This window comes from Pseudomonas sp. BN417, from assembly GCF_029871205.1.
Classification (GTDB): Bacteria; Pseudomonadota; Gammaproteobacteria; order Pseudomonadales; family Pseudomonadaceae; genus Metapseudomonas.
Genome location: NZ_SSOJ01000014.1, coordinates 1 through 12,227, shown reverse-complemented (window position 1 = coordinate 12,227; position 12,227 = coordinate 1). Strand labels below are relative to the sequence as shown.

Genomic DNA, 12,227 nt, shown 5'->3' with positions numbered 1-12,227 from the left:
GAGGCGTGCGGGGCCATGGATGGCCCCTCACGCCGGGCCCCCGGAGCAACGATGGAGCGAGGGAACCCGACGAAGTCGGGCCGGATGCAGGGGCGAGCCTTTTTGGTTTCTTTTGGGGCGACTGCCAAAAGAGACTCGCCGGGAGGCGAAACAGAGACTCGCAGCCCACTCGATAAACAGCTTTGCTCAAGACGTTCTAGCAACACTTAATGCAGACATAGCCAACTCATTCGCCAACCGGGCCGCAGGTCCGGCCTTCAATCTTGCAGGGGGATGCTACGCATCCCTTGGCGAATTAATTCGCCCCTACAGGGTGGGGCGGTGGCTCAGCCGTCCTGCAGGGCCCGATTCAGCCGTTCTTCCAGCTCCACCTTGTAGCGCAGGTAGTGGACCGTCTGTGCCTGCCCCTTGCCCGGGACCCGCGACAGGTCGAGGTCGGTGATGTAACAGGGGTAGCGCTCCGCTTCGCGGCGCTGGGCGAGGATGTGCCTGGCCACGGCGGCGAACACACCAGCGCCGTATTCCAGCTCGGAAAACTCCCGGTGGTTGCAGTAGAGGGTGACGTGCACCATGCCCTGCTCGGCTGGCTCGACAATGGCCTGTACATCGTAGAAGGGATGGCTCATCGCCGCGGTGGGCGCGATCCGGCGCTCCAGCTGGCGGCCCTGGTGCATCACTTCGTAGTAGAAGATCTCCGGCGCCGGCGGCAGCTGGGGGCTGTCCAGCGGTAGCTGGGCGTTGCGTCGGTAGAGCAGCGACTGCAGGAAGCGATGCAGCGGCGTCAGCAGGCTCTGCTCGTCGTGGCAGGGCAGGTGCTGGCGCCACAGCGCATTGTGCTCGTCCAGCAGGCTGATCTCGGCGCTGTCGCCGTGCTGGCGGTAGAACACCTGGATGCAGTTGGGCCTGCCCAGGGGCAGGATCAGCGCCAGGTCCTGGTCTTCCAGGGCATGGCGATCCAGTTGCAGCGGGCTGTAGTCCGGCAGGTCGCGGCCCAGGTGATCCACCAGTGCCGGCAGGTCCGCCAGGCTGGCATGGCGGACCTGGCCTGGCTGCAGTTGCAACACATGGAAGCGTTGCTGGATCTGCAGCAGGAATCGCGGCACGCCGGCGGCGCCGAGCAGTTTCTGCGCGTCGTTGAACAGCTCTTCCACCCGCTGGCCGATGGCCTGGGCACGGTTGCGGCAGAAGCAGCGCACCCGCAGGCCCGGCTGGGCGCTGTCGGCGGGCAGGACGTTGAGGTAGTCGCGCAGGCAGTCGATCAGGGCGTCGGGCCCCTCGAAGCGGCTTACCAGCAACTCGTTCCAGCTGTTCAGGGTCACCTGGTCGATGGTCAGCACCAGGTTGTCGCGGAACCCGGAATAACCGAGGACGTCGGTGCGATCGGTGGTCAGGTGGAGATTCTTCTGGCTGTGCTGCTTCAACGGGTCGATGCCGACGTTCACCAGCAACAGCACCTCGGTCGGCACCCCGGCGCGCAGCAGGGCGCTTTCGTCCACCTGGCCCTGGGGCTGGGGGAATGCCTGCTGCAGGCTGGTCAGCAGGTTGGTCAGTTCGAACTCGGTCAGGTCGCTGCTGCCTGGATGCAGGGAGAGGCGGGTGCCGGCGTCGATCACGCCGTTGCGGTGGCACCAGGCGAGCAGGGCGACCAGCTCGCGGCTGCGCTTGAGCGGGGCGAAGTCCTGCCATTCCAGTGCATTCAGGCTACCAGCGAAAAGCGCCCACTGGGTTTCGTCCCTGGCCTCCGGGCTGGGGCATTGCACCAGGGTGAGCGTGTCTTCGGCGATATCCGGGGCTATCCCCGGGTTGATGAATTCCACCTTGCCGGCCTTGCGCTCGAATGCGGCGTAAAGGCGCCGGCCGAGTATGCCCAGGTCGCGGCGGCTGAGTGTGCCGCCGGCCTGTTCGCTGCGGGCGAACTGGGAGAGGAAGCGGTAGCTGTAGGTCAGTTCGTTGACCAGGGCGCGACGCTCGGCGAGCACCTGGCGCACCTTCCACTGGCTGCGGCTGTCGAGCATCGCCAGCTGGCGCTGTTGCCAGTTCCAGTTGGCGGTCAGGCGCTCCAGCAACAGGCGCTGCCAGCTCTTGTTGCGATTGCGCGGTGGCCGGCTGAGCTTCTTGTTGACCTTGAGGTAGAGGCAGCGGCGGATCAGCTCCAGGCGTTCCGGTTCGCCGCGGCCGAGCAAATACTCTTCGAGGCGGCGGTAGACCACCATGTAGGGGTCCAGCTCGTCGAGGTCGAGACGGTTGGCGTAGACCGCTTCCTTGAAGCGCAGCGACAGACATGCCACCTGCGGGTGTTCGCTGGCGTAGACCTCGGTGAGGAGCAGCTTGAGCACCGACTTGTAGGGCGACTCGATGCCCTTGAACAGCTGCCACATGCTGGCGCCGATGAACTCGCCGGGCGGGATGTGCGCCAGGTGGCCGAGGTCGAGCACTTCCTCGGCGCGGATGAAGCGCTTGGACAGCAACGTCTGGCTGTACTCGACATAGCGCGTCTCCTCGTACACCGGCACCAGCCACCAGAGCGGGGTACGCCCGGCGAGCCAGATGGCGGTGCGGTAGAACTCGTCGAGCAGCAGGTAGTGCTGGGTGGTGCCGCAGTCGTCGGAAGTGAGGCGCGCTTCGCGATCGCCCTGGGCGAAACGGGCCGGATCGATGAGGAAGAAGTGCGCCTCGGCGCCCTGGCCGGCGGCCCATTCCTCGAGCGCGCTGCACTTGCGCTGCAGTTCGGCGATGGCGGCAGCGTCCAGTTCCGGCGCATGGCAGACCCAGATGTCCATGTCGCTCTGTTCGGCCTGGGCGATGGTGCCCAGGCTGCCCATCAGGAACAGGCCGTGGATCGGCTGTGGCTGCGTGCCGCGACGTGGCTTGTAGGCGAAGGAGCGGGTCAGTCGCTGGGCCTCGGCCAGCAGTTCCTCGTCCGGCTCGAAGGCGGCGACCCCGGCGGGTGTGGTGCCGGAGACGTAACCGGGCAGCAGTGGGTGGTTGACGTGGAAGAGCAGCGGCAACAGCCGGAGTACCAGCTGCTGGCGCGTTGAAAGCGCCTGCATGGCGCGGGACAGGCGGCCGCCGTTGACCTTGAGGAAGCGTGCGCGCAGCTGCGCGAGGACCTTGCGGTCGATGCCGTCGTCGATGTCCGGGCGGATTTCCTGGGTGCGCGTCATGCTCTGTTCTTGTCCCGATGCTGGTGGCCCTGCCGGCAGTGTTCACTGCCGGCAGGCCTCCGCATTGTATCGCCCGCGATGTTGCCGTCTTGAGCGGCGCGGGGTCAGGCGGGTTCGGGTTGGAGGATGGTGCGCAGGGCCTGGACGTGTTCGGCGGCGTCGAGACCGAGGCTGGTCAGGTAGCCGCCGTCGGCCTGGGTGATCAGGCCCTTCTGGTGCAGTCGCATCACCGCGGCCTGGGCCTTGGGGTTGGCGCTGTTGTGGACCTTGATGCCTTCCTGGGTGTTGTCCAGGTTGAAGAGGGCCAGCAGTTCGAATTCAGCGATGAGTTCGGGGGTGAAGACCATGGTCGCTCCTTGTTCTTGTCGTACTGCGGAGGTCGGCGGATGCCGGCCGGAGTCAGGGGAGTGTAGGCGAGGTCAGGCCTGATCTTCCGGCAGGTCCGGCAGCGCCCGCAAGGCCTTTTCGTACCATTCGCCATCGAAGGGCCGATCGGCCTTGAGCATGGCGTCTATCTCGTGGGCCAGCACCAGGGCCATCAACTGAAGGATTTCCTCACGCTCGTACCCCACCAGGCTCAGCTTGTTGAAGGTGGCGCGGGCGGCGGGCGGGCTGTCCGCCTCGATCTGGTTCTCGATGGCCTGGATCAGGGTGGATTCGGCGAAGGCCTCTTCGCCGTCATCAATGTCGTCGGTCATGGCGGATTCCCGGTTTGCGATGGCGGGAGTGTGCCACGCCTGGACCCGCCCCGGGGGCACCCTGGCAACGGCAGATTGGTTCAGAGCAGGCGGAATATGCCTGCTTTCCCGGCGGGATCGCTGGCGTAAAGGGCGGATGCCGGCATTTTCGGCGTAGTCGCGTGCTCCGCCAGGACGGCGGAGCACGGAACGGCACTGGCCGGTCCGCCCAGTGCCGGTGACTCAGCGTGCGGCGAGCAGGGCCTTGCCGCGCTGTACGGCGGCGCGGACCTGGTTCGGCGCGGTGCCGCCGATATGGTCGCGGGCGTTGACCGAGCCTTCCAGGGTCAGCACGGCGAACACGTCGTCGCCGATCTGGTCGCTGAACTTGCGCAGTTCCTCGAGGCTCATCTCGGCCAGGTCCTTGCCGCTGTCCACGCCGTACTTCACCGCGTGGCCGACGATCTCGTGGCAGTCGCGGAAGGGCAGGCCCTTGCGCACCAGGTAGTCGGCGAGGTCGGTGGCGGTGGAGAATCCGCGGCGGGCCGCCTCGCGCATGATCTCGCGCTTGGGCTTGATGGCCGGAACCATGTCGGCGAAGGCGCGCAGGGAGTCGCGCAGGGTGTCGGCGGCGTCGAACAGCGGTTCCTTGTCTTCCTGGTTGTCCTTGTTGTAGGCCAGCGGCTGGCCCTTCATCAAGGTCAGCAGGCCGGTGAGGGCGCCGAACACCCGGCCGGACTTGCCGCGCACCAGCTCGGGCACGTCGGGGTTCTTCTTCTGCGGCATGATCGAGGAGCCGGTGCAGAAGCGGTCGGGCAGGTCGATGAACTGGAACTGGGCGCTGGTCCAGAGCACCAGTTCTTCGGAGAAGCGCGACAGGTGCATCATCGCCAGGGAGGCGGCGGCGCAGAATTCGATGGCGAAGTCACGGTCGGACACGCCGTCCAGGGAGTTGCCGCCAACGGCGTCGAAACCGAGCAGCTGGCAGGTGATCTCGCGCTGGATGGGGTAGGTGGTGCCGGCCAGGGCGGCTGAGCCCAGCGGCATGCGGTTGACCCGCTTGCGGCAATCCACCAGGCGCTCGTGGTCGCGGCTGAGCATTTCGAACCAGGCCAGCAGGTGGTGGCCGAAAGTCACCGGCTGGGCGGTCTGCAGGTGGGTGAAACCGGGCATGATGGTGTCGGCTTCCGCCTCGGCCAGGCCGAGCAAGCCCTGCTGCAGGCGGGTGATCTCGCCGAGGATGGTGTCGATCTCGTCGCGCAGCCAGAGGCGGATGTCGGTGGCCACCTGGTCGTTGCGGCTGCGGCCGGTGTGCAGCTTCTTGCCGGTGACGCCGATGCGGTCGGTCAGGCGCGCCTCGATGTTCATGTGCACGTCTTCCAGGTCCACGCGCCAGTCGAAGCTGCCGGCCTCGATCTCGCCCTGGATCTGTTTCAGGCCGTCGATGATGGCATCGCGTTCCGCTTCGCTGAGCACGCCGACCTGTGCCAGCATGGTGGCGTGGGCGATGGAGCCCATGATGTCGTGGCGGTACAGGCGCTTGTCGAAGTCTACGGACGCGGTGAATCGGGCGACGAAGGCGTCGACGGGCTCGCTGAAGCGGCCACCCCAGGACTGGTTGGTCTTGTCGGTGCTCATGGGTTCACTCGGTGCAGAAGGTGAAAGAAAGCCGATGGGCCGGAAAATACCGTCGATAATACCAGTGTTGCCGGAAAAACCGGCGCGGCCTGTCCGGTCGAGAATAGGGCCGATTGCCGGGACCTTCACGGAAGCGTCGTGGGTTTGATGGTTCAGTACAGGCTTTTGCCCGGCGACCCTGGCTCGTCGCCTGCCGGGCTTTTGGGGATATGTCCGGGATGCAGAAGCGCCTGAAAAAGAAAGCGCGTGCCAAAACCGCCAACGACGACTTCTTCCTGCCGGAGCTCTGCCTGCCCGAGGCACTGCTCGGGCTCGTGCTGCTGGCCGAGCTGCTGGTACTGGTGCTGGTGCTGGCCGAGCCCATGCTGCCGAGCTTCAACTGGGTGCGCCTGGCCCTGACGTCGCTTTTCGTGCAATGGATCGTGCTGCTCTCGGCCGCCTTGCTGTGCCAGCTGCGGCCGGTGCTGGCGCGCCTGCGTGCGGCAATCGCCGGCAGCCTCTGCTGCGCCCTGGTGGTGGGCCTGACCCTGGCGGGCACCGCATTGGCCGACTACTTCAACCTCGGCGGTCCCCTGCCGCGCGATGGCGAGGTCAACCTCTACCTGCGCCATGGGCTGATCAGCCTGATCATGTCGGCGCTGCTGCTGCGCTACTTCTATCTGCAGAGCCAGTGGCGCAAGCAGCAGCAAGCCGAGCTCAGGGCGCGCATCGAATCCCTGCAGGCGCGCATTCGCCCGCATTTTCTCTTCAACAGCCTGAACAGCATCGCCAGTCTGGTGGTGATCGATCCGGACAAGGCCGAGCAGGCCGTGCTCGACCTTTCCGACCTCTTCCGCGCCAGCCTGGCCAAGCCCGGCACCCTGGTCGACTGGGGGGAAGAAATGGAGTTGGCGAAGCGATATCTATCGATCGAGCAATATCGTCTCGGAGAACGGCTACAGTTGGATTGGCAGGTGGATGAAGTTCCGGAAGATCTGCCCATCCCCCAGTTGACGCTGCAGCCCTTGCTGGAGAACGCCCTGATCCATGGCATCCAGCCGCGCATCGAGGGGGGGCTGGTACGAATCGAAGCGGATTATCGAGACGGCATGTTCCGCCTCTGCGTGAGCAACCCTTACGAAGAGGTCCAGGGGCAGTCGCCCTCGCGTGGTACCCAGCAGGCTCTACGCAATATCGACGCCCGCCTGACGGCACTTTTCGGGCCGCGGGCAAGTCTGAGCGTGGAGCGCCGTGACGGCCGCCACTTCACCTGTCTACGCTATCCTTGTGCGAGACTCACGCAGGAAGCCCGTGCGATATGAATGTCCTGATCGTCGACGATGAACCCCTAGCCCGCGAGCGCCTCAGCCGTCTGGTCGGCGACCTCGAGGGGTACCGTGTCCTGGAGCCTGCCGCCAGCAATGGCGAGGAGGCACTCACCCTGATCGACAGCCTCAAGCCGGATGTGGTCCTGCTGGACATTCGCATGCCGGGTCTGGACGGCCTGCAGGTGGCCGCCAGGCTCTGCGAGCGCGAGGCGCCGCCGGCGGTGATCTTCTGCACGGCCCACGACGAGTTCGCCCTGGAAGCCTTCCAGGTCAGCGCCGTGGGCTACCTGGTCAAACCGGTGCGCTCCGAATCCCTGGCCGAGGCGCTGAAGAAGGCCGAACGGCCGAACCGAGTACAACTTGCTGCGCTGACCCGACCTGCCGCGGTTAGCGGGAGCGGTCCCCGAAGTCACATCAGCGCACGTACCCGGAAAGGCATCGAGCTGATCCCCCTGGACCAGGTGATCTACTTCATCGCCGACCACAAGTACGTGACTCTGCGCCATGAGCACGGTGAGGTCCTGCTGGACGAGCCCCTGAAAGCGCTGGAAGACGAATTCGGCGACCGCTTCGTGCGCATCCACCGCAACGCCCTGGTGGCGCGGGAACGGATCGAGCGCCTGCAGCGCACCCCGCTGGGACACTTCCAGCTCTACCTCAAGGGCATGAACGGGGAGGCCCTGACGGTCAGCCGCCGCCATGTCGCCGGCGTGCGCAAGTTGATGAACAACCTGTAGCGCGCTGTTGGCAGCCAGGGCCGTTGGAGGTCGCCTGATCCTCGCCCGCTGCGTTTATTCGACAGCCCATGTCGTTCCGCGACAACCGCCCGCGCCCAGGCCGTACGCGGGCCTGTTATGATTCCGGTATAACCGTTTCCGGAATTGATCATGTCCCGCGAGATCCGCATAGCCACCCGTAAAAGTGCCCTGGCCTTGTGGCAGGCCGAATACGTCAAAGCCCGACTGGAGCAAGCCCACCCCGGCCTCAAGGTCAGCCTGGTGCCCATGGTCAGCCGTGGCGACAAGCTGCTCGATGCGCCCCTGGCGAAGATCGGCGGCAAGGGCCTGTTCGTGAAGGAACTGGAAACCGCCCTGCTGGAGAACGAGGCCGATATCGCCGTGCACTCCATGAAGGACGTGCCGATGGACTTCCCCGAAGGGCTCGGCCTCTATTGCATCTGCGAGCGTGAAGACCCGCGCGATGCCTTCGTCTCCAACCGCTTCGACAGCCTCGACGCTCTGCCTCCCGGCAGCGTGGTCGGCACCTCCAGTCTGCGTCGCCAGGCCCAGCTGCTGGCCCGCCGGCCGGACCTGAAGATCCAGTTCCTGCGCGGCAACGTGAACACCCGCCTGGCCAAGCTGGATGCCGGCGAGTACGACGCCATCATCCTCGCGGCCGCCGGCCTGATCCGCCTTGGCTTCGAGGATCGCATCCGCTCTTCCATCAGTGTCGAAGACAGCCTGCCGGCTGGCGGCCAGGGTGCCGTGGGCATCGAATGCCGCACAGGCGACAGCGAAATCCATGGCTTGCTGGCGCCGCTGCACCACCAGGACACCGCCCTGCGGGTCACCGCCGAGCGCGCCTTGAACAAGCGCCTCAACGGTGGCTGCCAGGTGCCCATCGCCTGCTACGCCGTGCTCGAAGGCGACCAGCTCTGGCTGCGCGGCCTCGTCGGGCAGCCCGATGGTGGCCAGCTGCTGCGCGCCGAAGCTCGCGCCGCGGCCGTCGACGCCGAGGCCCTCGGCGTCAAGGTCGCTGACCAATTGCTGGAACAAGGCGCCGAGGAGATCCTCAAGGCCGTCTATGGCGAGGCCGGTCACCCGTGACGGAATGGCGGTTGCTGCTGACGCGCCCGGCCGAGGAGTGCGAAGTCCTGGCCGCGACCCTGGCCGAACAGCAGGTATACAGCAGCAGCCTGCCGCTGCTGGCCATCGAACCCATCGCCGAGACGCCCGAGCAGCGCTCGATCATCTTCGACCTCGATCGCTACTGCGCCGTGGTGGTGGTCAGCAAGCCGGCGGCACGCCTCGGCCTCGACCTGCTCGACCGCTACTGGCCACAATCGCCGGCCGAACAGCGCTGGTTCAGCGTCGGCGCGGCCACCGGCGCCTTGCTCGAAGACTACGGCCTGCCCACCTTCTGGCCGGCCGCCGGTGACGACAGCGAAGCCCTGCTGGAGCTGCCGCAACTGGCCGAGGCCCTGGCCGTACACGACCCCAAAGTGCTGATCATGCGCGGCGAGGGTGGCCGAGAATTCCTTGCCGAGCGCTTGCGCGGCCAAGGTGTCGCGGTCGACTATCTGGAACTCTACAGACGCTGCCTGCCGGATTACCCGGCGGGCACCCTGGCGCGCACGGTCGAGGCGGAACGCCTGAACGGCCTGGTGGTCAGCAGTGGTCAGGGCCTGGAGAACCTCCTGCGCCTGGCCGGGCAAGCCTGGTCCGAACTGGCCCGCCTGCATCTGTTCGTGCCCAGCTCGCGGGTAGCCGAGCAGGCAGTCGCCGCGGGCGCCAAGAATGTTGTGGATTGCCGTGGCGCGAATGCCGCGGCCTTGCTGGCGGCGCTCGAGCTGTATCCCGCGCCGGCCCCCTGATGCGAAGGATGGATACGTGAGCGAAGTAGACTCCCCAAAACAAGAGCAACACACTGTAGCCGCCGAACCCGCCACCCCTGCCAGTTCCGCGCCGGCCCCACGGGGCAATGGCCTGGCCGCGCTCGCCCTGCTGGTGGGTGCCGCCGGGGTCGCCGTGGGTGGCTGGGGCCTCTGGCAGGTGCGCAGCCTGGAGACCCGTGACCAGCAGCAGCTCAACATAGTCGAGGATGCCCGCGGCCAGACCCGCGCCCTGGCCCAGCGCGAGCAGCTGCTCACCGCGCGCCTGGCCGAACTGCCCAGCGCCGCCGAACTGGATGAGCGCCGCCGCCTGCTGATCGACCTCCAGGGCGACCAGCAGCAACTGCGCCAGCGGCTGGAAACCATACTTGGCGCCAGCCGCAAGGACTGGCGCCTGGCCGAGGCCGAGCACCTGCTGCGCCTGGCCAGCCTGCGCCTCTCGGCGCTGCAGGATATCTACAGCGCCACCGCGCTGGTGCAGGCCGCCGACGACATCCTTCGCGAGCAGGATGATCCCGCGGCCTACGCCGCCCGTGAGCAGTTGGCGAAGAGCCTGGTGGCCCTGCGCACCACCGAGCAACCGGACCGCACCGGCCTGTTCCTGCAACTGGGCGCCCTGCGCGAGCAGGCCACCCAGCTCAATCCACTGGTGCCGGCCTTCGAGGACAAGGGTGGTGTGCTGCTCGACATGGCCGCCGAAGGCGATGGCCGCAGTCGCTGGTCCGAGTGGCTGGAAAAGCTCTCGCACTACTTCCGCATCCAGTTGAATGCCGACCAGGACATCAAGCCGCTGCTGTCTGGCCAGAACCTGTCCCGGGTCCGCCTGGCGCTCTCGCTCGCCCTGGAGCAGGCGCAATGGGGCGCGCTGCATGGCCAGACCCAGGTCTACCAGCAGTCCCTGCGCCAGGCTCGCGACGTGTTGCAAGGCCACTTCAACCAGGAGAACCCCGACAGCCGCGCGCTGCTGGCGCGCATCGACGAACTCGCCGGCAAGCCGGTCGAGGTGCAGGCGCCCGATCTCGCACCGGCGCTGACCGCCCTGCAGGCCTACCTGCAACGCAGTCCGGGCGCGGCCGCCGCTGAAGTCGAGGAGCCGGCCGCCACTGAGCCGGCCAAGGAGGCCGGCCAATGAAGCGTCTGCTGAAGGTCCTGCTTATCCTCCTGGTGATAGGCGCGGCCGCCACCCTGCTAGGCATGGCCGTGGCCCAGCACAAGGGCTACGTGCTGGTGGCGTACAAGGGCTTCCGCTACGAGTCCACCCTCTGGGCCACCCTGGCCTTGCTCGCGGTGCTCTGGCTGCTGTTCGTCAGCCTGCGCTACCTGTTGCGGCTGCTGATGGTGTCGGGCGGCGTGGTCAATCCCTGGTCGCGACGTAACGCCCGCCGCCGCGCACGCCTGGCGTCCGAGCAGGGCCTCCTGGATTTGGCCGAAGGGCGCTGGGCGCGCGCGCTACGTCACCTGAAACGCGCCGCCGAGAACGACCCGCAGCCGCTGATCTACTACCTGGGTGCCGCCCGCGCGGCACAGAAGATCGGCCAGCACGAAGAGGCCGAGCAGTTGCTCGAGCGTGCCCTGGAGCGCCAGCCCCAGGCCGAGCTGGCCATCGCCCTGGCCCATGCCGAATTGCAGCTGGACCGCGGTGATTCGGATGCCGCGCAGGAAACCCTGAAGGCCGTGCATGAGCGTCACCCGCGCCACCACCAGGTGCTGCGGCAGATGCTGCACCTGCATGAGGTGCGTGGCGACTGGGCATCTCTGGTCGGCCTGTTGCCCGTCCTGCGCAAGGAGAAGGCGCTGCCCGAAAGCCGGCTGGCCGAACTGGAATTGCGCGCCTGGAGCGCCCGTCTGCAGCAGGCCGGCGAGGAAGGTATGAACGAAGGCGAAACCGCCCTGCAACCGCTGACCCGCGCCTGGCAGCAACTCTCCAGCGCCCAGCGCAACGAGCCGCGGCTGGTGCTGGCCTTCGCCGAGCAGCTGCGCCGCCTGGGTGCCGAGCAGGAAGCCGAAGAGGCCGTGCGCGGCGCCATCAAGCGCGGCTACGACGACGCCCTGGTGCGGCTCTATGGCCTGCTACGCGGGAGCGATCCGACACGCCAGCTGCAAGCCGCCGAGGGCTGGCTGAAGGAACACGCCAGCGACGCCACGCTGCTCCTCACCCTCGGTCGCCTGTGCCTGCGCAACCGTCTCTGGGGCAAGGCGCGCGAATACTTCGAGAGCAGCCTGAGCTTCCGCCGCGACCCCGAGACTTGTGCGGAACTGGCGCGCCTGCTGGCGCAGCTGGGCGAGGTCGAACGCAGCAACCAGCTGTTCCAGGAAGGCCTGGGGCTGCTCGACCAACGCCTGCCGGCGTTGCCCTTGCCCGCCGAGAAGATCGCCTGAAGAAAGGCCCGGGAAATCCCGGGCCTTTTTCGTAGCCGGCCTGTAGGGTGCGCCATGCGCACCGAGGCCTTGGTGCGTATTGGGTGTGCAGGCTCAGGCTTGCGAATGGACCTTGTAGGGGCGAATTCATTGGCTATCTCTGCATTCAGTGTTGCTAGAGCGTCCTGAGCCGAGCTGCTTATCGAGTGGCCTGCGAGTCCCGGTTTCGCCTTCCCAGGCGAGTCCCTTTTCCAATCGTTGAAAAGGAACCAAAAAACTTGCCCCTGCATCCGGCCCGACTTCGTCGGGTCCCCTCGCTCCATCATTGCTCCGGGGGCCCGGCGCGAGGGGCCATCCCTGGCCCCGCACGCCTCTCGCGGCATCCATGCCGCTCGTCCTCCTGCGCAATGCTTCCGCTCGGCCTCCTGACGGGGCAGAGTCGCCGCCCCACCTCTTCTGCACAGGTTCAGGC

Annotated in this window: 10 protein-coding genes; 6 read left to right on the top strand and 4 right to left on the bottom strand. The window is 66.8% G+C overall.

Annotated features, from left to right (window positions below; translation table 11 throughout):
* Positions 1-326: 326 nt before the first annotated feature.
* From E8F11_RS00320 to argH, 4 genes are all read right to left on the bottom strand, one after another.
* The gene (locus E8F11_RS00320; protein WP_280286805.1) at positions 327-3,164 is read right to left on the bottom strand and encodes a class I adenylate cyclase; all 2,838 of its coding nucleotides are present in this window, start codon (positions 3,162-3,164) and stop codon (positions 327-329) included.
* Positions 3,165-3,268: 104 nt separating this feature from the next.
* Positions 3,269-3,511 (bottom strand): TIGR02647 family protein, encoded by a 243-nt coding sequence (locus E8F11_RS00315; RefSeq protein ID WP_280286804.1) that lies wholly within the window; start codon positions 3,509-3,511, stop codon positions 3,269-3,271.
* Positions 3,512-3,583: 72 nt separating this feature from the next.
* Positions 3,584-3,862, bottom strand: a complete 279-nt coding sequence (locus tag E8F11_RS00310) for a hypothetical protein (protein WP_280286803.1) — start codon at positions 3,860-3,862, stop codon at positions 3,584-3,586.
* A gap of 222 nt (positions 3,863-4,084) precedes the next feature.
* Positions 4,085-5,479: an argininosuccinate lyase gene (gene argH / locus E8F11_RS00305; protein ID WP_280286802.1), complete on the bottom strand. Its 1,395-nt coding sequence runs from the start codon at positions 5,477-5,479 to the stop codon at positions 4,085-4,087.
* 218 nt (positions 5,480-5,697) lie between these two features.
* Between argH and E8F11_RS00300 the strand changes: the two genes are divergently transcribed.
* From E8F11_RS00300 to E8F11_RS00275, 6 genes are all read left to right on the top strand, one after another.
* On the top strand, positions 5,698-6,780 hold the full coding sequence (locus tag E8F11_RS00300; protein ID WP_280286801.1) for a sensor histidine kinase: 1,083 nt from the start codon (positions 5,698-5,700) through the stop codon (positions 6,778-6,780).
* Complete coding sequence (locus tag E8F11_RS00295; RefSeq protein WP_280286800.1) at positions 6,777-7,523, top strand: LytTR family DNA-binding domain-containing protein; 747 nt, start codon at positions 6,777-6,779, stop codon at positions 7,521-7,523. The genes E8F11_RS00300 and E8F11_RS00295 overlap by 4 nt, the downstream gene beginning before the upstream one ends.
* A 147-nt stretch (positions 7,524-7,670) precedes the next feature.
* Positions 7,671-8,612 (top strand): hydroxymethylbilane synthase, encoded by a 942-nt coding sequence (gene hemC / locus E8F11_RS00290; protein WP_280286806.1) that lies wholly within the window; start codon positions 7,671-7,673, stop codon positions 8,610-8,612.
* Positions 8,609-9,379, top strand: a complete 771-nt coding sequence (locus E8F11_RS00285; RefSeq protein WP_280286799.1) for a uroporphyrinogen-III synthase — start codon at positions 8,609-8,611, stop codon at positions 9,377-9,379. Before hemC ends, E8F11_RS00285 begins: the two co-directional genes overlap by 4 nt.
* Positions 9,380-9,395: 16 nt before the next feature.
* On the top strand, positions 9,396-10,529 hold the full coding sequence (locus E8F11_RS00280) for a uroporphyrinogen-III C-methyltransferase (RefSeq protein WP_280286798.1): 1,134 nt from the start codon (positions 9,396-9,398) through the stop codon (positions 10,527-10,529).
* Positions 10,526-11,776 carry a heme biosynthesis HemY N-terminal domain-containing protein gene (locus E8F11_RS00275; protein WP_280286797.1) on the top strand — a complete coding sequence of 417 codons (1,251 nt, stop codon included), beginning with the start codon at positions 10,526-10,528 and terminating at the stop codon, positions 11,774-11,776. Before E8F11_RS00280 ends, E8F11_RS00275 begins: the two co-directional genes overlap by 4 nt.
* The last annotated feature ends 451 nt before the right edge of the window (positions 11,777-12,227 follow it).